Raw genomic sequence first — 21,118 nt, 5'->3', positions numbered from 1 at the left:
ATGCCTCCTTTATAATATAGAGCGCTTTCATTTCACCCCACCATTATAGTGCAACTCGTGATAAAATAAATTTCTGTAGTCGATCATCTTGTGTCTGAGAACGATATTTCCAGCTCTAATCTAAGGGCTTAGGAGGATGCTCGGATGGATGCGCTTGTGGGACCCGAATTGCTTCCGGCATTGCAAGTGACAAGAGTAAGCGCAGGCTCCATTGTATACCCGCCGGGCAGCCAATTCGGACCCCGCTATCAAACCGATTACCAGCTCGTTATGCTGCATTCCGGCAGCATCGACCTTCTTCTCGATCAACATCTGCAAGTGATTCCGCCGGGGCATGTCGTTCTGCTCAAGCCCGGCCACTGGGAAACCTTCCGCTTCGCAGAAGATCAGGACACCTGGCATCGCTGGATCACCTTAACGCCGGAGTTCCCCGTGCCGGAGCTGCTCGACCGGCTGCATGCGCTGCCGCTCTACCTTCCTCTCTCCCAAGAAATGACCCAATTAACCGACCTCGCGATTGCCATCAAACAGATTCAGAAATCAGAATTCAACGGCGCACTTCGTAAGCTTGGTCTCACCGCTCTGGACCTCTATGCAGCCGAATGCGCGCACCATGATGCTTCCCGCAGCACACACCCAGCTATACTAATAGCCAAAGCGACCATTAAGGATCAATATGAGAGAGATCTGACCATCGCAGACCTCGCCTTCACGACCAACCTATCCAAGGATCACTTGATTCGACTGTTTCGTCGGGAACTCGGCATTACGCCTATGCAATACTTATGGAATTATCGGCTTGAGAGAGGAATCGAGCTGCTTCGTCATTCGGGTTTATCAATCGGGGAAATTGCGTACCGCGTGGGATTTAAAACCTCCTACCATTTTGCCAGATCCATCAAAAACTATACCGGTCTGACGCCAACCCTCATCCGGCGAAATAATTGGCACCGGGAACGGGATGGATAGGAGGATTGGGTGGACCACTTCTCAGATCCACCCATTCTTCTCCGCGATCCCAATCGCGTCGATGCGGTTCTTCGCCGCAAGCTTTTGGATCGCTTCGGACAAGTAATTGCGGACCGTTCCCGCGGAGAGGAATAACCGCCCTGCGATGTCGCTTGCGGTTAGACCCGAAGCCGCAAGCCGCAGTACCTCCTGCTCCCGTTCCGTGAGCGGATTCTCCGCTTCCCAGAACGTCAGCGCAAGCTCCGGACTAACCGCGCGGCCGCCTTGCGACACGGTGCGAAGAGCGGCGCCAAGCTCGTCGATCGGCGAATCCTTGAGCAGGAATCCGCGCGCTCCCGCCTTCATCGCCCGCTGGAAATACCCCGAGCGAGAGAAGGTCGTCAGGATGACCACCCGGCAAGGATGAGCTAGCTCCTTCAGCTTCTCCGCTACATCAAGGCCGCTCATCTCCGGCATCTCGATGTCCATGACGCACAGATCGGGAGACAGCTCGCGAATCATAGCCAGCGCTTGTTTGCCATTCTCCGCTTGACCGATTACTTCGATGTCATCCTCCATGTCCAGTAACGCACTCAGCGCGCCGCGCAGCATGCCTTGATCTTCAGCTACTACAATTTTCACCGCTCATCCTACTCCCTTGCTGCCCGACTTCTCCACCAGCGGAACCGTAAACGTCAGCACCGTGCCTCTGCCTACTGACTCCAAGACAAGATCGCCATCGATTAACTTAAGACGCTCTCTCATGCCGCGCAAACCATTGCCGCCAACTAATCCATCTCCTATATCAGGCGGCCTCGGACCAGCAGCCTCACTGCTCTTGCTCACTCCGATCCCGTCATCCATCACAATCAGCTTCAGCTTGCCCGGTTCCCATTCCAGTCGAACGGTACATACACGCGCACGACTGTGCTTGACGATGTTGGTCACCGATTCCCGCAAGCACATCCCCAGAATATTATCGAGCAGCGGCGACGGCAGCTCCCGTTCCCAATCGCTCTCCCCGCGCTCCAATACGATACCCGCAGCAGCCAAGATGCGCTTCGCCTGATCGACCTCGTCGCGCAGCTTCACCGCGCTCATCCCCGACACCAGCTCCCTTACCTGACGCAGCGCAGCACGCGAGGTTGCCTGAATATCCCGTACCTCCTGCACGGCCCGCTCCGGCTGCTTGAGAATGAGTTTCTCTGCGAGCTCACTCTTGAGCGTAATAAGCGAAAGCGTGTGACCGAGCGTATCGTGCAAATCGCGAGAGATGCGCTGGCGCTCCTCGTTCTTGGACAACCGTGAGATTTCTTCGTTAGCAAGGTTCAGCTTTTGCCGCAGCTCCTTCGACCTTCGACCAACGATTAAAGCGAATGGGATAAATAACATGACAACCATAGCCGGGATAAACTGCAACAGCGCATCGGTATCGTCATAGAGCGACCAATACCATATTGTCGAGACAAACAGCGCCGCAAGTCCGCCAATCGCAATTCCAAACTGCCTGCGGCCTTTCAGCATCCCGATAACCGGCGCCGGATAGAACGCCATATAAACGGATGCTTCATCGCTGTAACAGAACAGGCCTACGATGAGCAGCATGCCAAGTATACAGTACAGTCGCCCACGCTCGTATGCGTAGCTGTACACATATAAGGCGATAAATACGAGAACAGCCGTCAACCCCATCACAACCCTGACTGGCGGCTGATTGAATAAATGATAAAGCGGGAACACAAGATAGACTAACCATATCATTGCAAATAACACAGGTGGTCCGGCTTGAGGCCGCTTCATCATGTTCCGCATAACGTTACACCGCTTCCTGCTTTTTCATTATCCATGATGATACCACCATTAGAACGACTACGTAAATCGCCAGAATGCCGATTCCGTTCCAATTCAAGCCTTGGCCGCCGATAATGTTCCAAGCGCCCTGCCCGAGCCGATAGGTTGGCGTTACCTCCGCTACTTTCTGCATGGTGGAGGACATCGTTTCAAATGGCATCCACAGACCGCCCACAACAGACAGCCCCATATAAGCCACCGTACTCAATACCTGTACGGCATCCGGATTGCGCATCGTGCCGAACAAGGTGCCAAGCGTCATAAAAGACAACCCGCCAAGCCAGATCCATGCTCCGCTGGCGATCCAGGTCGAAGCCGGCAAGTCGATCCCCTTAGCGATACCGCCAATCAGAAACATCATAACAACGATGAAGAGATTAATGATGGCTTGGGATGCGATTTTCGATACGATATAGGCCCATGATGGGAGCGGGGTAATGCGCAGCATGCGAATCCATCCTTGCGAGCGTTCTCGCGCCAAACGGATGCTGTAGGTCGAGAAGCTGGCCCCGATAATACCGTAGCAGGTCATCGACATGAGGTAATAAGCCGACCAGTCCACGCCGCCGACAACCTTATTGTCGCCAACGATGTTGGAGAACAGGAAGTAGAAGATAATCGGCATGACAATCGAGAAGATAAAAAATCGTTTATTGCGGACCGTACGCAGCAGCTCCGCCTTACACTGGGCAAGTGTCGCCCTAACCATAGTTCCATTCATTATTTTCACTCCCACTAGTTTATCCCGATTGCTCAGGGGTTATTTGACTAATTCGACGACTGCAGCACGAGCGCTTGGAATGCATCTTCGAGCCCGCCGGTTTGAATTTCGATGTCGCGCATATCAAAACGTTTCTCAACTAACGCTACAATAAGTCGGTCCGTGTCAGAGCTGTACAGCTTCACTTTGCGACCGCTCCATTCCACATCCGTCACATCCGGCAGGGCAAGCAGCGATTCCGTAGTAACACTGTCACCTGCGATGAACGAGATTACCCGTCCTGTCGTCTCGGCTTTAATTTCGCTTGGCGTGCCGTCGGCGATCAGCTTGCCGTTATTGATCACGATAATGCGGTCCGCAACACTGTCAGCTTCGTCTAGATAATGCGTCGTGAGCACAATTGTTTTGCCCTGGCCTGCCATCGCTTTGACCGTATCCCAGAACAGCTGGCGCGAAGTGACGTCCATCCCCACAGTCGGTTCATCGAGAAAAATAACATCCGGATCGCCGGCAAGCGCCAGCGCAAATCCCAGCCTTCTCTGCTGCCCGCCCGACAACGCGGTTGCGAACTTGTTCTTCTCTTCTGTCAGGTTGGAAACCTTCAATAGGTAATCGAGCGGCAGCGGCTTCTTGTAGTAGCTGCGGAACAATTCGATGCTCTCGCCTACCTTCAGTCCATCAATCACGCTGACATCCTGCAGCATCGCACCGATTCGATCCCGCACTTGCTGATCGCGGGGATCGCCGCCAAGCAGCTTCACTGTCCCTTTGGTGGGCTTGTGCATGCCAAGAATCATCGATACGGTCGTTGTTTTGCCGGCACCGTTCGGACCGAGCAGTGCCACGACGGTTCCCTCCGCAATGGATAACGTCAAATCGCTTACGGCCGTTTTGTCTTTGTACACCTTGCTGACGCCGGTTAACTGTATTGCAGCTTTCATGATCGTTCACTCCTCATATCGCTTTCTCTGATGTCCTTAGTGTACCGAATGCAGGACCTATCCGACATTCATGAATGTAATCTGTTTCGCATGACAAATGTCATATCGTTGTAGTTTCCAAAGAAAAGCAATGAATGGGACTTGTTTTCCATCTGGGTTCTGTGTATAATTAGGAATTGTATCAAGTGTAACCTCTGGTTTTTTCCTCGTATTCGTTGTGATTACCCTTCAAATCACCACACATTCAAATTCCTTTTATTCACGGCTGCTTTAAGGAACACGGATTCACACTGGCGCGGTCGAGGAACCGCAAGGACGTTAGAGAGGTTAGGGCTTTCGTTGCTTTCGTGCACGTTTTTTAATTGAAAGTAGGAAGACATTAGCGGTTACGCTTATCATATTTTGCGGCGCCAAGTTACGGACGCCTGCACATAGTGAACTATACAAGAAGGAACGAATGATGCCGCATTAAGCGCGTTGTACGTCTCTTCAAACCAAAAAGACCCTCGCTTCTATCATGAAGCGGGGGTCGTCCAATTTCTAAGCCTAATTTAACTAATCGGGACCAAGTTCGGTTTCTTCTCCAAGCTAATCCACACCAATCCGGCAATCATGAACACCGTACCGCCCAGCTGCCAGCCGCTGATTTGCTCATTGAAGAAGAAGTAACCTACCGCAACCGCAGAAGCCGGTACGACATAACGGAAGAAATTCGCCCGTGTCGCGCCGATCCTGAACATGCTCGCATTCCACACCATGAACGAGAATATCGTACAAACCAGGACGTTAAAAGCGATAGCCGTATACGAGCTGGACGTTAGCGAGCCCCATTCTACCTTGCTCCACGAGCCTAACGTGAACGGGAACATAAACAGCATGCCGAAGGCGATGTACCATGTGCTGACGCGCAAGGCCGAATACGTCTTCATCAGCGGCATACACGCGAGGTTATACAAAGCACCGATGACGCTAACGCCAAGAGCCAGCATATTGCCTACCATATTATCAGAGGAGAGGTCAAAACCCTCCGATCCGCCCAGAATAACTAAGCAAACCCCCGCCATAGCCGCCACGCCGCCAACGATCAGACGAGCCGACATCCGCTCCCGCATAAATAACGGTCCAAGCAATGCTGCGAAAATCGGCCAAGGTGCCACATTGAGCAGCGATGCATTAGCGAGCGTCGTTAATTTAATCGAGTACATCACGGCAATTTCAAGTCCCGTTACGCCCACCAAGCCGATTGCCGCCAACTGTAACGCTGCCTTGATCGGTACTCGAACGCTGCCTTCCTTCAGATAGAGCAAGAGGAAGAAGAACGGCGTAGCGATGGAGAAACGCAGAAAAGCGAACAGAATCGGATCAAAGGTCTCCATCGCTTTGCGCGATACGCCGAAATTAGCCCCCCAGATCGCCGAAACCAGCACCAAGCCGAGGTAAAACATCCATTTGCGATCTTGCTTCATTAGCTTATTCGAGCCCCATTCCCGTAAGTTTCCATTGCCAACAGTTTGACGGATTTAGGGTTGAAATACAACAAAAAAATAATCGGCGCTCCCGCTTGTCTGGGGTATAATGTCCGTAGTGAAACGTTCGGGAGGTAAGTAATTTGGATAAACTCGACTTAACGAAATCAGACAAAATCTATTATGGCGCCCGTAAGAAGCCAGAGTTGATTACATTGCCTGACTTGCCTTATTTGCAGATTACAGGTTTCGGCGCTCCTGAAAGCGAGTCTTTTAAGGCAGCGATCGAGGCGATGTATACGGCGGCTTACAGCATTAAGGCGCTGTGCAAGCAAGCGGGGCAGGACTTTACGGTTGCCAAGCTGGAAGGACAATGGTGGGTGGAGGACATGAGTCTGGATCCGCTCGAAACGCCGCGCGAGCTGTGGCAGTGGACGCTTCTTATCCGTCAGCCGGATTATGTTACAGAGGCTATTGCTGCAGAGGGCTTGCGGATTGCCGTGAACAAAAAACCGCTCATACCGGTGAGCAGCGTAAGCTTCGGCACGCTCTCAGAAGGAACATGCGTGCAAATGCTGCATGTCGGCCCGTTCAGCACGGAGCCGGAAACACTGGCGATCATGTATGCGTACATAGAACAGCAAGGACTCGCAATCAGCGGAAAGCATCATGAGATTTATTTGTCTGACTTCCGGAAGACGGCGGCGGAGTCGCTTCGGACGATTTTGCGATATCCGGTTGCTAAATGATGAAACAAAAAAACGTTCCTCAGCCGCACATTTACGGCGAAGGAACGTTTTTGCTAGTGGCTGCACTCGTTTACGTTTAGGAGACTTTCATAATGCTGCTTAGGGGTGAATCACTACTTGATTCGAGATTGCGGGCGGCAATTTGGAACAGCATATCCTGTGCCATCGTCTCCAGCGTGTAGCGCGGCTTGAAGCCCCACTCGTTCCGGGCGGCAGACGTATCGAGGGAGTTCGGCCAGCTCTGGGCGATTCCCTCTCTGATCGGATCAATCTGATAAGTAAGCTTGAACGAGGGCAGCAGCTTTCTGATTTCGGCAGCCAACTGCTCCGGATCTATGCTCATCGCAGAAACATTGTAGGCGTTACGATGGATCAGCTTAGCGGAATCGGCCTCCATCAGTTGGATGATGGCGTCGATGGCATCAGGCATATACATCATATCCATGAATGTTCCCTTATCGATATAAGAGCTGTATTCGCCGCTGCGAATGGCTTCGAAGAACATCGCTACTGCATAATCGGTCGTTCCGCCGCCAGGAGGCGTGAGGTACGATATCAATCCGGGGAACCGCAAACCACGTGTATCCACGCCAAATTTGCGATAATAATAGTCGCACAGCAGCTCGCCCGCTACTTTGTTAATGCCATACATGGTGATGGGACGCTGTATGGTCAGTTGCGGCGTGAGATCCTTCGGAGAATCCGGTCCAAACACGCCGATTGAGCTTGGAGTAAAGAACTGACATTTCAGTTCTCTGGCTACTTCAAGCGCATTCAAGAGTCCACCCATGTTCAGCTCCCAGGCGAACAGCGGGTTTGCCTCGGCCGTCGCTGACAGAAGTGCGGCGAGGTGGATTACGGTATCTACATTATATTTGCGCGCGATATCGAGGAAGTCTTGCCGATTGTTCACATCGAGCAGCTCGAAAGGTCCGTCTGCCGCTGCAGGAGCATGGCTTGGTTTAATATCGGTCGCAATGACTTGATCTACTCCATAACGGGCGCGCAGCGCGGCGACAAGCTCACTGCCGATTTGGCCCGATGAACCGGTTACTAGTATCTTCTTCATATCCGTTTCGCCTCCGAATCCTAAGATGAGCTGTCCCTACACGCCGAGCTGCTTCTTTACATTCTCATAGATGGCAAGTGCCTGATCGAGCATCTCGGTCGTATGCGCTGCCGTCGGCATGTTGCGGACTCGCCCTGCGCCTTTGGCAACAGTCGGGAATACGATCGCTTTGGCATATACACCGGCTTCGAACAGCGCTTTGCTGAACTGCTGCGTCTTCACTTCGTCACCAATAATGCATGGAATAATCGGCGTTTCCGTGTGTCCGGTATCGAAGCCGAGCTGCTGCAAGCCATTGCGGAAATATGCGGCATTGCTCCACAGCTTCTCCTGTAATTCTGCGCTATCGGATAGGATATCCAGTGCAGCGCTGCATGCAGCGGCAATTGCCGGCGGTGTTGCTGTTGAGAACAAGAACGGACGGCTTCTAACTTTCAGCCATTCGATGAGCTCGCGTTTGCCGGCCACGTATCCGCCAACGACACCGATCGCTTTGGACAACGTACCGATCTGAAAATCAACCCGATCCGACAATCCGAAATGTTTAACCGTGCCTGCCCCTTTGCCAAGTACCCCTGAGCCGTGCGCGTCATCGACATAGGTGATAAGGTCGTATCGTTCCGCAATCTCCACGATTTCCGGAAGCTTCGCAATGTCGCCATCCATCGAGAACACGCCATCCGTGATGACCATGATTTTGTTATAATGACCGGACTCTCTTGCTTCCTTCGCCTGTTTCTCCAGGTCTTCCATATCCGAATGCTTAAAGCGAATGACCTTCGCTTTGGTTAACCGGCAGCCGTCAATAATAGAAGCATGGTTGAGCTCATCGGAGAGAATCGCATCCCCTGCCTCCATTACCGCTGAAATCGCTGCCATATTACAGTTGAAACCGGATTGGTACGCTATAGCGGCCTCGGTTTGCTTGAAACGCGCTAATTTCGTCTCTAATTCTTCGTGAATGTCCATCGTTCCGTTGATCGTACGCACGGCACCGGCGCCTACGCCGTATTTGCGAAGGGCAGCCTCTGCCGCTTGAATGAGTCTTTCATCGCCTGCCAAACCTAAGTAGTTGTTGGAGGAAAGATTGATCAGTGCTCGGTTGTTAATATGAATAAGCGGACCGTTGCCGCCTTGCAGGACGTTAATCTCGTTAAATAACCCGTTCTTCTTCATTTCTTCCAAATTACGCTGCAGATAAGCGGTCAATGATGAACTAGACATAGTCGGCATCCCCATCTCAATTGGTTTAGACATCCATTTGCTTATATTATACATATGTATGTTATCACGCACAATAGTTTTGTATGTTATAACGCACGACGTGTCTTCGACTTTTATTCGCGCATGGGCTACAATAGGTTAAATAGGAGAGCGAAGCAGGAGGCTTTATATGGAACAGATTCATATCAAACTGGGGCGGAATTTGAAAATGATCCGTCAAACGAGGGGACTCAGCCTAGACAAGGTTGCCGAGCTTACAGGCGTCAGCAAAGCGATGCTCGGTCAGATTGAACGCGGGGAGACAAGCCCGACCATCTCGATCATTTGGAAGATTGCCAATGGGCTTCGGCTTTCTTTTACCACGTTAATTGAGGAGCCTCCCTCTGAGGTTGCGGTCATTACAAAAGAAGACTTGGACCCACTGCTCGAAGCAGACGGCCACTATCGCGTCTATCCGATGTTTCCGTTCGAGCCGACGAAGAAATTCGAGGTCTATTCGGTCGAAATGGATGCCGGCTGCACGCACGAATCCGAGGCGCACAGCCCCGGCGTGGAAGAATATATTCTTGTTTCCACAGGGACGCTCATCATCGAAATTCAGAATACTTCCTATACAGTAGGCGCAGGCAGCGCTGTTCGCTACGCGGCGGATCAGCCGCATTTGTATCGTAATCCCGGTGAAGACATCGTGCGTTATGATGCGATTATTTACTATCCTTAAATGACGATGAAGACGAAGTAGACGGAGTCGCGATAGACGAAGTTGAAGAAGAAAGGACGATTAATGTTATGAATCATCGTATTGAGCAGCTGGTTGCCTATATGGAGCAGCATGCCATTGACGCCGTACTGATCACCATGCCGAAGCATGTCTATTACTTGACCGGTTTTGCGACCGATCCGCATGAGCGGTTTCTCGGTCTGTTGATTCCTCGGCAGGCGGAGCCGCTGTTGATCGTGCCGGCTCTTGATCTGGAAGCCGCGCAGGCCGCATCGTCTGTGAAGAGCATTTATACGCATACGGACACCGACAATCCGTATGAGGTGTTAACTAAGCTTATGCCCGCAGGCGTTCAGTCGCTTGGGCTGGAGAAGGACTATATGACGGTCAGCCGTTTCGAGGCGATCAGCCGTGCCGTCGGCGCGAGCGTCTATGCGGATATCGACGAGCCGCTCCGCGACATGCGCGTCATTAAGACGCCGGACGAAGTGGTGCGCATGAAGCATGCCGTCCGCATTATCGAGGACGTGCTGCGCGCTGGTATCTCGCAAGTGAAACCGGGCGTCAGCGAAATCGAACTCGTGGCCGAGCTGGAATACCAGATGAAGAAGCTCGGTGCGAGCGGCCCTTCCTTCTCCACGATGGTGCTGGCCGGCGAGAATTCTGCTCTGCCGCACGGCGTGCCGGGTTCGCGCGTGGTGCGCGAAGGTGAGCTGCTGTTGTTCGACCTTGGCGTCTATGCCGACGGGTATGCATCGGACATTACGCGGACGTTCGCGGTTGGCGACATCTCGGCGGAGCAAACGAAGATCTACAACACGGTGCTGGCGGCGAACCTGCGCGGGATCGAAGCCACGCGCCCCGGTGCTACGCTTGCGAGTCTCGACCGCGCGGCCCGCGAGCATATTGAGTCGGCCGGATATGGGCCGTACTTTATGCACCGGCTCGGCCATGGCCTTGGGATGGACGTGCACGAGTATCCATCCGTGCATGGGCAGAACCAGGACGTGCTGCGCAGCGGCATGGTCTTCACGATCGAGCCGGGCATCTACGTGCCGGGCATCGGCGGGGTGCGAATCGAGGACGACGTCCTCGTCACGGATGGAGGCGTCGAGGTATTGACGACGTTCCCGAAGGAACTTACGGTGATTGGTTAGGCTGGTTGGGGCTGAGACGCGGGTTTCGCGACTCTCGGCCTTTTTTCGAGGTGGTTTTGGCGCTGAGAGTCGCGTTTTCCTACTCTTAGCTTCTCGGGAAGGCCTGGAATGGTTAGTTTTGAGGCTGAGAGTCGGATATTTCGACTCTCAGCCTTTTTTCGAGGTGGTTTTGGCGCTGAGAGTCGCGTTTTCCTACTCTCAGCTTCTCGGGAAGGTCTAGATTGGTTCGTTTGGAGGCTGAGAGGCGGATTTCACGACTCTCGGCCTTTTTTCGGGCTGGTTTTGGCGCTGAGAGTCGCGTTTTCCTACTCTCAGCTTCTCGGGAAGGTCTAGATTGGTTAGTTTGGAGGCTGAGAGTCGGATTTCGCGACTCTCGGCCTTTTTTCGGGGTGTTTTGGCGCTGAGAGTCGGGTTTTCCTACTCTCAGCTTCTCGGGAAGGTTCGAATTGGTTAGTTAAAAGGCTGAGAGTTCGATTTCTCGACTCTCAGCCTTTTATTGGGGTTGTTTTGGAGCTGAGAGTCCGTTTTTTGAACGCTCAGTCCCAAGTGTGGGTTCGGATTAGTTAGTTTGGTTATTAAGAGGCGGATTTCTCGTCTCACAGTCTTTATTAGAGGTGGTTTTGGCGACGAGAGTCCATGAAGCACAAATTAGTCAGGTGGGAGAACCCTGTATATCTGCTATTTCGGCACTCTCGACACACTTTAGCGGATATGCCGCTTATGCTTCCCTTTTCGCCTCCGATTGGCACCTGTAAGCGAAATATCCGCTTACACCTTCCGCTACGAGCCTTTACCTGACAAATTCGGCACTCTCGACACACTTTTAGCGGATATGCCGCTTACACTTCCCTTTTCGCCTCCGATTGGCACTTGTAAGCGGCATATCCTCTTACACCTTCCCCGACACGCCGCCTTTATCCGCTTTTAGCAAACCACCACCGCGAGCCTCCACCACTCACACTTCCGCATTCACATTAATAAGTGGAATTACCCATTCGATCCAGGACAGCTCTTCCCTCAATAAACCCACCTTGCGCCGGTACAGCAGGTAACGGCCGAATTGCTTGGAGGTTGGGTCCTTCACAATTGTGGGGTCGGCCTCCATGATCTCGAGTTCCGCCTCCACTCGCTGCAATCGTTCCATGAGCGCCGCTGTCCGCTCTTGAAACAACCTGCTTGCGATGGCTGGTTCCACTAGACCGATCGCATACACTTTGAGCAGAAACTCATCGCGCTCGATGCTCTCTCCTGCCGGTGCGTCGTCGATCCAGCAGCGCAGCACCGCAGCGCCATCCTCGGTGATGGTGTACAGCTTCTTGTCGGGCTTCCCCGTCTGCCCGATCAATTCGCAGGTTACCAGCTTCTCCTGCTCCAGCATCGCGAGCAGCGGATAGATCTGGCTGTGCTTGGCCTGCCAGAACAATTTGAGCATCTTTGTCAGCTCATACCCCGTGCAAGACTTGCGTGCCAGCATGCCGAGCAGTCCGTATGACAATGTATTCATGAAACCTTTTCCCCCTTAGTGCACTCTATATGAGAAAAGAGTACCATAACTGCCACCGAAACGCATGATAAGCCATATCAGCATTGCCATGAGTACGCTTTCTTGCTAAGATAATAGCAGAAGCAACAGCCGTTTCACCTTGTTCCGCTCGGTACGGAGCAGCGATCCTGCCACCGATTAAGCGGGTAAAAGAGGGGTAAGTAATTATGAATCAAACGGAAGCGGAATTCAGCAATCTGGTCAAAGCGTACCGCAAACGGCATATGGGCAAAGGACCCGGCCGCATCTCGACGACCTTCTGCAAGCACTGGGCCATTTGCGAAATGGAAGGCAATCTATCGCCGGTCGAGAAATTTATCGCCTCCGCGAGCGACGGCAAACAGATGCTGCGCGAAGCGCGAACGCAGTGGGTAAAGGATATTTACCGCAACCATCCCCCAACGGAGATGGAGCAGCTGCTCGGCGCACGATACCTGGAGTTATATGTAGATATCGATATTGACAAGGATTTCGGCATGTCCGTATTTGTGTTCGATCAAGACATTGAACGCAAATTCGGCAGCAGCCGTTAACGATACGTGTTGGCGCTTGGCAGCGAACCTGCAAGAGACTAACCGCGAAGAGACGATTTTTCTTGGAAAAGAAAATGTCGGACTCGGCGCGGTTTTTTTATTTCTAAGGAGGCACCACTAATGGGTAAAACCAAACACACCGGGCCAATCAAGCTCCCCGGCAAACCCGATCCGAAGCTATGGGTGAGTAAAGTCCCCTTCGGGCTCGGCAAAGTAAAGCCGAAGCATATTCGCGACACGATTAAAGTGATGGCCGATAACCGGGACAATCTCCCGTATGCGATGAGAATCTTGACACAAGGCGTGTGCGATGGCTGCGCGCTAGGCGTTTCCGGGCTCTACGATCAGACGCTCGCGGGACCGCATGTCTGCACGACCAGACTCAACCTGCTGCGGCTCAACACGATGCCGGCGATCAAGCCTAATGTGCTGCACGCCGACATTGACGAGCTGCGTAAGATGGACAGCACCGAGCTGCGCAAGCTAGGCCGGCTGCCTTATCCGCTAATAAGGCGTAAAGGCGAGCGCAAGTTCAGCCGCTTGTCCTGGGATGCCGCACTCGACATGATCGCGGAGCGAATCCGCCAAATCGATCCGAAGCAGTTGGCGTTCTATTTAACGGCGCGCGGCATTACGAACGAATCCTACTACGCCGCAGCCAAGGTCGCTCGCTTCCTCGGAACGAATAACATCGACAATGCCTCGCGCATCTGCCACTCCCCTTCCAAGACGGCGCTTAAGCGTTCCGTCGGCATAGGTGCATCGAGCTGCAATTATAAGGATTGGATCGGGACCGATGTGCTCGTCTTCTGGGGCAGCGTTGCCGCTAACAATCAGCCGGTATCGACCAAATATATGTACGCGGCCAAACGCAAAGGGACGAAAATTATCGTCATTAATCCTTATCGCGAGCCGGCCATGGACGGGTACTGGGTCCCTTCCATCGCGGAATCCGCGCTGTTTGGCACGAAGCTCGCCGATGATTTCTATCAAGTGAACATCGGCGGCGATATCGCCTTCATGCACGGCGTAATGAAGCATTGGTTCGCCATGGAGATGGAGAAACCAGGCTCAGCCATCGACCGCAAATTCGTCAATGAGCATGTGAATGGCTACGAGGAGCTGAGGCAGCACGTCAAGAGCCAAGACTGGGCACAGCTGGAGCGTTCCTCCGGTATCTCGCGTCAGCGGATGGAAGAATTCGCGGAGCTGCTCGCTGCTTCGAAGTCCGGCGTATTCGTCTGGAGTATGGGACTCACGCAGCACCGCTTCGGCACGGACAACATTTCGCAGGTGGCTAATCTTGCCCTGCTGCGCGGTTTTCTGGGCCGCGAATACTGCGGTCTGATGCCGATTCGCGGGCATAGCGGCGTACAGGGTTCCGGCGAAATGGGCGCCGACCCCTTCAGCTTGCCTGGCGGCGAATTCAAGGGCGACGACATTCCTCGCGTCGAGCATGTATGGGGCTTTAAGCTGCCAACGTGGCAAGGCGACATCGTCGGTGTCACGCTGGAGAACGCACTGCTTCCCGAGGATCATGAGCGGAAGCTGAAGCTGTTCTATACGTCCGGCGGCAACTTCCTGGAAACGATGCCGGAGCCGGATTTTGTCCGCGATTGTTTGGAATCCATTCAGATCCGTGTCCATCAGGATATCGTGCTCAACACCTCCACGCTGGCTGATGCGGAGGAAGCTGTCATCGTCCTGCCGGCAATGACACGCTATGAGCAGCCTGGCGGCGGTACATCCACCTCGACGGAGCGGATGGTGTATTTCTCGCCGGAAATCGCCGGTCCTCGCATCGAGGAAGCGCGCACGGAGTGGCAGATCTATTGCGATCTTGCGGCACGCGTAGATCCGGAGCGCGCCGCGCTCGTGCAATTCAAGGACGCGCATGCCCTGCGCGCCGAAATCGCCAAAGCTTCCCCGAATTACGACGGCGTCCAGCATCTGAAGAACAAGGGCGACGTGTTCCAGTGGGGCGGCGCGTGGCTGTGCGAGGACGGCGTCTGCCCGACCAAGGATGGTCGCGGACGACTCATCCCGGTTGAACTGCCGGAGCTGCGCAAGCCGGAAGGACATTTCTATATCACGTCGCGCCGCGGCAAGCAGTTCAACTCCATGATCTACAGCAACAAAGACCCGTTCAATGCTGCTGATCGGTACGATGTCCTGCTGAGCAAGAGCGATGCGGCGAAGCATGGCATTACGGAAGGCGAGGCTGTCGTCCTCTACAACAGCAGCGGCAGCTTCCATGGTCGAGCGAAGTTCGCCGACATCGCCTCCGGCAATCTGGAGCTTTACTGGCCGGAGTGCAATGCACTGCTGCCGAAGAAAGTCTATGAACCTTATGCCGGGATACCGGAGTACAATACAGCAGTCGTGATGGAGCGAGCGGAAACGTATCATGCGCTGAAGGATACGAGATACGTGGAGAAACGCATCGCGGAGTTGGATCAGGAAATCGCGGATGAGGAGTAATAATGGCTCGAAGAAGTCTCTTACGATAGGGAGGAACAATACATGCTGCCAAGCATCACAGCCAAGTGGCGCATTCGCAAATACAGCTGCGGCGCAGCCTCCCTGCAGGAGGACGACATCGCGACGGAGTATCCGCTGACGGTGCGGCTGGATGGCGAAGAATTCGCCACCATCGTCTGTTCGCCGACCGATCTGGAGGAAATGATCATCGGCTTCTTGGCCTCCGAAGGGGTCATCAGACAAGCGGCCGAGATCGAATCGCTTCGTATCGACGAGGAGCGCGGTTTCGTCTACGTCGAGCTCTTTAATAAACACTCGACTAGTAAAGACGAGGTTTCCAAACGATTCATCGGCTCCTGCTGCGGGAAGAGCCGCCAGTTTTATTTTCACAACGATGCCCGTACCGCACGTACGTCGATGAGCCGCATGACCATATCGCCGGCCCAGTGCAGCGCACTTATTCGATTACTGCAAAATAGCTCCGGAGAATTCAAGCTGACCGGCGGCGTGCACAATGCAGCCCTGTGCACCGCTACGGAGCTGCTTGCCGTACGGACCGACATCGGCCGCCATAATGCGCTCGATAAGCTGTTCGGCTACTCCCTCCAGCAGCGTGTTGCAATCACCGATAAAATTATCGCCTTCAGCGGTCGACTCTCTTCCGAGGTCGTGCTAAAGGCGGCCAAGATCGGCGTCGGCATCCTGCTCTCGAAGTCAGCACCGACCGACCTCGCGCTCAAGCTCGCCGAGGATCTGGGCATCACATGCGTCGGGTTTATCCGCGGCCATGAAATGAACGTGTATACACACGGTCATCGGATTGTGGAGTAACAGAGAAGCGGCAACTCCCCCTATACAACAAAAGCTGCCTCAAAAGCGCTGACAACGCTTTTTGAAGCAGCTTTTATTTAGCTCAAAACGGAAAGTTGCAGAATAGGCAACATTTTACCTCTCTGGTTGGCCTATTACTGCCTTTTGTTGCATGATGTGCAACATTTCTAAGCGAACAGGCTGCAAAAGGACTTTTCGAGGAGAAATTGTTGCATAAACAGCAACATCTACTCTAGTTGGTCCGTTTTCCCCAAGAAGTGTTGCACAACATGCAACATTTCATCGAGCTGCTCCCTCGCTAAACTATCTTTAATCAGCCGTATTCCGCAAATCCCTCTAATGTACTGGAGCCTTCGCTTTCTCCAACAGCTTCTTAATATTCGCCTCAAACTTCAGCGGTTTGGTCGTCGGCGAGTAACGCTTCACGACGCGCCCCTCCGCATCCACCAGAAACTTCGTGAAATTCCACTTGATCCCGGAGCCGAACATCCCTGATGCTTCCTTCTTCAAATATTTATATAACGGGTCGGCGTTCGGCCCGTTCACGTCGATTTTGCCAAGCAGCGGGAACGTGACGCCAAAATTAATTTGGCAGGTTTCTTCCATGTCGGCATTCTTCACAGGCTCTTGATTCTGGAATTGATTACAAGGGAAACCCAGCACCGTCAGACCCGAATCCTTATACGTTTCGTGCAGTCGCTGCAGCTCTTTGAACTGAGGCGCCAGCCCGCATTTGGTCGCTGTATTTACGATAAGCAGCACTTGGCCGCGGTAATCGGACAATGATTTCTCCTCGCCCTTAACCGTTTGCACCTTAAAGTCGTATACGTTCATGCCACGTCACCTCTTTTATATTTTATACAATATTATTGTAAACAATTTATCGGCGTTTGAAAAGCATGTTTTCCCATCCTTATTAATATTGCACAAATCGTTCTTAATTCTGCATATCCTCATCAAACTTTCAAATCCATACAATGAAATCAGAGCCCGAACCCATTGAAGGAGGCGTCACACTTGGTTGCCATGAGACAACAGATCTTGTTTCTGAATTTAACTACTCCGGATTTAAAATCCCCCACGATCGCCTGGTCCCTGTACGACGGCGCAGCGCCCGAGGATGCACTGCCTATGAATACAGGAGACTCCAACGAACCGCCTTACAAATCCGTTCTTCATGCCATGAGAGATGGCTGGAATGTCATTCAAGTCCCAACGCTTCCGCACTATCCCGCAGGCCAGGAGCATGATACCGGCCATCTGCCTTACGAATATGTACTTGAGAGGAAGGTGCCCGTACATGAGTAGCTTAAACATGACACCGGCAGATCCGAAACATCTGCTCACTGCTGCGCAAATGGCGAAGTTCGTCACGGACGGATTCCTGCTCCTGGATGCCTTCATCCCCCAGCATCTGAATGAGTTGGTTTATCAAGAGCAAATTCAGCACAGCCAAGGCCATAAGTTCTGGAACGAATCCGAGCATATCCGCAGCGTGTTCGAATTGCCAGAGGTACAAGGCATTATTCAAAGTTTGGTCGGACTCGAGCCGGTGTACGACCATTCTTTTCAGCATATCGTGCCTGCAAACTACCCGATCGCGCAGGATTGGCATGGGGATTCCATCATCGATGTCCGCCCGCATGCCTTCGATATCCAGCTGTTCTACTTCTCCCACGACGCTCCGCCGGAGATGGGGCCGACCCTCATTCTGCCGGGCTCCCATTTGCGCAAGATCAACACCTTCAGTCTCGCAAGGTACAAAAATATTACCGGTCAACGGCAGCTCGCAGGCAATGCCGGTTCGCTCGCCATTCTTCACCACGGCATCTGGCATTGCGCGCAGCCTAACTATACGGACAAGACCCGCTACGTCTTCAAGCTCCGCTTGCGTCCGGGTCAAGAACAGCGCGGTCTGTTCAATCTCGAAGGCTACCGCGATCCGGAAGTGGGCCGTATTATCCAGCAGGGCTACCAACGCTGGCAGGGCAACGAAGACCGCCTCGATCATATGCAGCGGGCTAAATTATGGCGTTATGTAACCGGCGACGACACTGTCGATGTGTCCTTCGAAGGTGCGCTGACTCGCATGGGCATCTAGCATCTGGCAGTTAGCGTCCAGCTAGCTTTAAACAAACGAAGCCCTCTACTTTCGCTTATCGGCGAAAGAGAGGGCTTTTATCATGGAGTCGATTCTTGCGCGACAAGGCTTTTCGTCCGTTTCCGATACAGGGCGGGCTGCTCACCGGTTAGCTCCCTGAACAATTTGCTGAACTGCGACGTTGTCGAGAACCCGCAATCCATCGCGATGGCAGCGAGCTTCTTGTCGGTATTGACGAGCGCAAGCTTCGCTTGATTAACACGGCGCTGGATCAAATATTGCACCGGCGAAAGCCCCGTGCTGCGCTTGAACAAATGCCGGAAATAATCGTAGCTGTATCCGGAGATTTGCGCCAATTGCGCCATATTCAGCTTCTGGCTGTAGTTCTCGTCGATATACAACCTGGAATGCAGCAGCTTCTCGCTGTCCGGCAATGCAGAAACTCTTTTGCCAGTGCGCTCTAATTCGATAATGACAAGCTGCGTGAGGACATCCAGTTTGACGCTGAACAGCGGCTTCTTCTCCAGCATTTCATGCTTCATCTGCAGCAGCAGCGTTAATAGGGTCTTATGCTCATCATCCATATAAATGCCATTGGCGAGCGGAACCGGATAGTCATCATACGTAAATCCGATAAAAATCACTTCCGTCTCCGTATCATGCCGTTCGTCATGCAGATGATCCGGTCTCGTTAACGTAATCGTGTTGGCGCTATACGGGTACCATTCGCCGTTCAAATTCATCATACCGGAGCCGCTTACATAATAAACGAGCTCGTAGCAATTATGCTTATGCAAGTCCACGTAAGTACCCTGCTTATGCGTGGCATAGAACAAAAAGTCGAATTGACACTGCATGCTCGCCCCACCTCCCTCATAACCATTTCGTGCTAGAAAAGAACCGTTTGATTATCGCTGTGGTCGCGTATTCCGTTTACATTTAATGTATTCGAAGCTCATTATACAACCACTTAATAGTATTGAGAAGGAGTGCAGCGGGCATGAGTGCATGGCGTGACGGTCTTACTGAAGATGAGGTACGGCAATATTGGGAGGATGGATTTCTAGTGTATGACGATGCGCTTACGGCGGAAGAGGTCGAGCTCTACCGGACGATTTGTGCAAGTGATGCCGTTGTATCCAACCGCTCGCAATCGATGTATAAGCAAGAAACGGTTCATCTGCTCGGCTTAACGACGATGCATCCCGCGCTGCTGGATTTGGCAAGACATCCTGCCATTGTATCCAAAATCATCCCGCTGCTCGGCCCGGACATTCAAATTCAGCATTCGAAGCTGGCTACGAAGCCGCCTGCTAAGGGACTCGGCGAATTTCCATGGCATCAGGATTTCGCTTTCTACCCGCATACCAACACGGATCTGCTGTCGGTTATGATCATGCTGGACGATGCGACGCCGGAGAACGGATGCATGCAAATGGTCAAAGGAAGCCATAGGCTCGGGCTGCTCGATCATTCGATGGATGGTTATTTTGTCGCCGGCTGCCAGGAGCCGCAGTATTGGGAGCATGCATCGGCGGAGCAGACCGTGCAAATTACGCCGAAGGCGGGAGGCATCAGCATTCATCATTGTTTGACGCTGCACGGTTCGCCTGTCAATCTATCCGGTAAGGAACGCAGAGGCATCGTGATTTCATACCGGGCCGATGATGCCTATCAGCTGGCGGATAACTTGTTCAACGACACGGGTCTCATGGTATGCGGCGAGCGCAAGGAGTTGGTACGGTGCGAGCCTGCGACTTATCGTTTGCCGAAGCGCCATCAGCCGCTCTCGAAGTCCGGAACGTATCGACCGTTCGGAACTGCTTGGAATCAGGTGGGCAGCGAAGTAACCGATTATTAAACGAAAGCCCTCCACCGTCGCTGGTTCGGCGATCGTAGAGGGCTTTTTGCTTGGTTACAGCTGCTGCGACTGCTCACGCATCACTTTGCGGTAATCGCTCGAGCTGACGCCGGTGTGCTGCTTGAACATTTTGGAGAATTGATATAACGAGCTGCCAATCCGCTCCGCCGCTTCGGAGACGGACATGTCCGTGGACTGCATCCACTGCTTCGCTTTCTCCATCCGCCGCTGGTTCAGGTACTGAATCGGAGAGCAGCCGGTTACCGACTTAAACACGCGTATGAAATAGTTCGGGTGAAAATGGACAAGCTCCGCCAGCTGATCCAGCCTCACGTCATCGGCCAAATGATGATCCAAATAAGCGAGCACCTGACTGACTTTATCCAGTGAACCGCCAGCCTCGGATTGCCGTAGGCGCACTTCGCCACCCTGCTCCAGAAACTCGCACAGTGTCTCCTGCAGCAACAGCTTGGCCCGAAGCATCGAGGTCAGTCCATTCTCCCGGTTGTGGTAATGGCGCACGAGCTCGCCGAAACGTTCCGATGTCGCTGCCTGATCCGGAACATCGACGCAGCTTGGTGCATCCAGCAGTTGAAAGAGCTCCTGATCTCCGGCTTTTGCATTGAAGTGGCAATAGAATTTGCTAAATATTCGATCCTCCAGTGTTCGTACCGACAGCATCGTTCCGGCTGGCAGAATGACCAGCTGTCCGCGATTCGGATACAGCTCCTCATCGCCAATTCGAACATGGCCCCCGTCTCCCAAAAAATAATAGAGTCGATTGAAGTCCGATAACACGTCCATATGGTACCAGCTTGAGGTGCAGGTGAAGAATGCCGCCTCTGATATATGCATTTGCAGGTTCGAAATATAGCTCCCCAGCGCTTCTCTTTGCACGCTCAACAAACCCCGTTTCCGTTC

Annotated in this window: 21 protein-coding genes; 10 read left to right on the top strand and 11 right to left on the bottom strand. The window is 52.9% G+C overall.

Going from position 1 to position 21,118, the window contains the following annotated elements; translation table 11 throughout:
• Positions 1-144: 144 nt before the first annotated feature.
• On the top strand, positions 145-969 hold the full coding sequence (locus tag BLW29_RS09360) for a helix-turn-helix transcriptional regulator (protein WP_090978584.1): 825 nt from the start codon (positions 145-147) through the stop codon (positions 967-969).
• Between the two features lie 21 nt (positions 970-990).
• Here BLW29_RS09360 and BLW29_RS09355 read toward each other — a convergent pair whose 3' ends face one another.
• The 5 genes from BLW29_RS09355 to BLW29_RS09335 form a co-directional block, all read right to left on the bottom strand.
• On the bottom strand, positions 991-1,590 hold the full coding sequence (locus tag BLW29_RS09355) for a response regulator transcription factor (RefSeq protein ID WP_090978582.1): 600 nt from the start codon (positions 1,588-1,590) through the stop codon (positions 991-993).
• Positions 1,591-1,593: 3 nt separating this feature from the next.
• Positions 1,594-2,760, bottom strand: coding sequence for a sensor histidine kinase (locus BLW29_RS09350; RefSeq protein WP_090978580.1), 1,167 nt, complete (start codon positions 2,758-2,760; stop codon positions 1,594-1,596).
• A gap of 4 nt (positions 2,761-2,764) precedes the next feature.
• A complete protein-coding gene (locus BLW29_RS09345) occupies positions 2,765-3,520 on the bottom strand; it encodes an ABC transporter permease (protein WP_090978578.1) in 756 nt (251 codons plus the stop codon).
• A 47-nt stretch (positions 3,521-3,567) separates the two neighbouring features.
• Entirely contained in the window at positions 3,568-4,461 is an 894-nt protein-coding gene (locus BLW29_RS09340; protein ID WP_090978576.1) for an ABC transporter ATP-binding protein, read from the bottom strand.
• A 551-nt stretch (positions 4,462-5,012) separates the two neighbouring features.
• Entirely contained in the window at positions 5,013-5,927 is a 915-nt protein-coding gene (locus BLW29_RS09335) for a DMT family transporter (protein WP_090978574.1), read from the bottom strand.
• 143 nt (positions 5,928-6,070) lie between these two features.
• On the opposite strand from BLW29_RS09335, the gene BLW29_RS09330 reads away from it, so the two are divergent.
• A complete protein-coding gene (locus BLW29_RS09330) occupies positions 6,071-6,676 on the top strand; it encodes a GyrI-like domain-containing protein (protein WP_090978570.1) in 606 nt (201 codons plus the stop codon).
• A 76-nt stretch (positions 6,677-6,752) separates the two neighbouring features.
• Here the strand turns inward: BLW29_RS09330 and BLW29_RS09325 are convergent, their stop codons facing one another.
• Both BLW29_RS09325 and BLW29_RS09320 read right to left on the bottom strand, forming a co-directional pair.
• The gene (locus BLW29_RS09325; RefSeq protein WP_090978568.1) at positions 6,753-7,745 is read right to left on the bottom strand and encodes an NAD-dependent epimerase/dehydratase family protein; all 993 of its coding nucleotides are present in this window, start codon (positions 7,743-7,745) and stop codon (positions 6,753-6,755) included.
• Between the two features lie 36 nt (positions 7,746-7,781).
• Positions 7,782-8,969 (bottom strand): glycine C-acetyltransferase, encoded by a 1,188-nt coding sequence (locus tag BLW29_RS09320; protein ID WP_090978566.1) that lies wholly within the window; start codon positions 8,967-8,969, stop codon positions 7,782-7,784.
• Between the two features lie 169 nt (positions 8,970-9,138).
• Here BLW29_RS09320 and BLW29_RS09315 point away from each other — a divergent pair, with 169 nt between their 5' ends.
• Complete coding sequence (locus BLW29_RS09315) at positions 9,139-9,690, top strand: helix-turn-helix domain-containing protein (protein ID WP_090978564.1); 552 nt, start codon at positions 9,139-9,141, stop codon at positions 9,688-9,690.
• A 68-nt stretch (positions 9,691-9,758) separates the two neighbouring features.
• A complete protein-coding gene (locus tag BLW29_RS09310) occupies positions 9,759-10,847 on the top strand; it encodes a M24 family metallopeptidase (RefSeq protein ID WP_090978562.1) in 1,089 nt (362 codons plus the stop codon).
• Positions 10,848-11,802: 955 nt separating this feature from the next.
• Here the strand turns inward: BLW29_RS09310 and BLW29_RS09300 are convergent.
• Positions 11,803-12,351 carry a PadR family transcriptional regulator gene (locus tag BLW29_RS09300; RefSeq protein WP_090978558.1) on the bottom strand — a complete coding sequence of 183 codons (549 nt, stop codon included), beginning with the start codon at positions 12,349-12,351 and terminating at the stop codon, positions 11,803-11,805.
• Between the two features lie 206 nt (positions 12,352-12,557).
• Between BLW29_RS09300 and BLW29_RS09295 the strand changes: the two genes are divergently transcribed.
• From BLW29_RS09295 to fdhD, 3 genes are all read left to right on the top strand, one after another.
• Positions 12,558-12,923 (top strand): Na-translocating system protein MpsC family protein, encoded by a 366-nt coding sequence (locus BLW29_RS09295; RefSeq protein ID WP_090978556.1) that lies wholly within the window; start codon positions 12,558-12,560, stop codon positions 12,921-12,923.
• A 120-nt stretch (positions 12,924-13,043) separates the two neighbouring features.
• The gene (locus BLW29_RS09290; RefSeq protein WP_090978554.1) at positions 13,044-15,404 is read left to right on the top strand and encodes an FdhF/YdeP family oxidoreductase; all 2,361 of its coding nucleotides are present in this window, start codon (positions 13,044-13,046) and stop codon (positions 15,402-15,404) included.
• A 42-nt stretch (positions 15,405-15,446) separates the two neighbouring features.
• Complete coding sequence (gene fdhD / locus BLW29_RS09285) at positions 15,447-16,235, top strand: formate dehydrogenase accessory sulfurtransferase FdhD (protein WP_090978552.1); 789 nt, start codon at positions 15,447-15,449, stop codon at positions 16,233-16,235.
• Positions 16,236-16,571: 336 nt separating this feature from the next.
• On the opposite strand, the gene BLW29_RS09280 is transcribed toward fdhD, so the two are convergent.
• Positions 16,572-17,069 (bottom strand): glutathione peroxidase, encoded by a 498-nt coding sequence (locus tag BLW29_RS09280; protein WP_090978550.1) that lies wholly within the window; start codon positions 17,067-17,069, stop codon positions 16,572-16,574.
• Between the two features lie 183 nt (positions 17,070-17,252).
• On the opposite strand from BLW29_RS09280, the gene BLW29_RS31380 reads away from it, so the two are divergent.
• Together BLW29_RS31380 and BLW29_RS09275 are read left to right on the top strand one after the other, a co-directional pair.
• Complete coding sequence (locus BLW29_RS31380) at positions 17,253-17,543, top strand: hypothetical protein (RefSeq protein ID WP_177186557.1); 291 nt, start codon at positions 17,253-17,255, stop codon at positions 17,541-17,543.
• Positions 17,536-18,336: a phytanoyl-CoA dioxygenase family protein gene (locus BLW29_RS09275; RefSeq protein WP_177186556.1), complete on the top strand. Its 801-nt coding sequence runs from the start codon at positions 17,536-17,538 to the stop codon at positions 18,334-18,336. The genes BLW29_RS31380 and BLW29_RS09275 overlap by 8 nt, the downstream gene beginning before the upstream one ends.
• A gap of 80 nt (positions 18,337-18,416) precedes the next feature.
• On the opposite strand, the gene BLW29_RS09270 is transcribed toward BLW29_RS09275, so the two are convergent.
• Positions 18,417-19,193 (bottom strand): helix-turn-helix transcriptional regulator, encoded by a 777-nt coding sequence (locus BLW29_RS09270; RefSeq protein WP_090978546.1) that lies wholly within the window; start codon positions 19,191-19,193, stop codon positions 18,417-18,419.
• A gap of 143 nt (positions 19,194-19,336) precedes the next feature.
• On the opposite strand from BLW29_RS09270, the gene BLW29_RS09265 reads away from it, so the two are divergent.
• Positions 19,337-20,197, top strand: a complete 861-nt coding sequence (locus tag BLW29_RS09265) for a phytanoyl-CoA dioxygenase family protein (protein WP_090978544.1) — start codon at positions 19,337-19,339, stop codon at positions 20,195-20,197.
• A gap of 54 nt (positions 20,198-20,251) precedes the next feature.
• Here the strand turns inward: BLW29_RS09265 and BLW29_RS09260 are convergent, their stop codons facing one another.
• A complete protein-coding gene (locus BLW29_RS09260) occupies positions 20,252-21,094 on the bottom strand; it encodes a helix-turn-helix transcriptional regulator (protein WP_256208509.1) in 843 nt (280 codons plus the stop codon).
• Between the last annotated feature and the right edge of the window lie 24 nt (positions 21,095-21,118).

Source organism: Paenibacillus sp. CF384, assembly GCF_900106745.1.
Taxonomy (GTDB): Bacteria; Bacillota; Bacilli; order Paenibacillales; family Paenibacillaceae; genus Paenibacillus_Z.
This window is presented reverse-complemented; position numbering and strand designations above follow the sequence as displayed.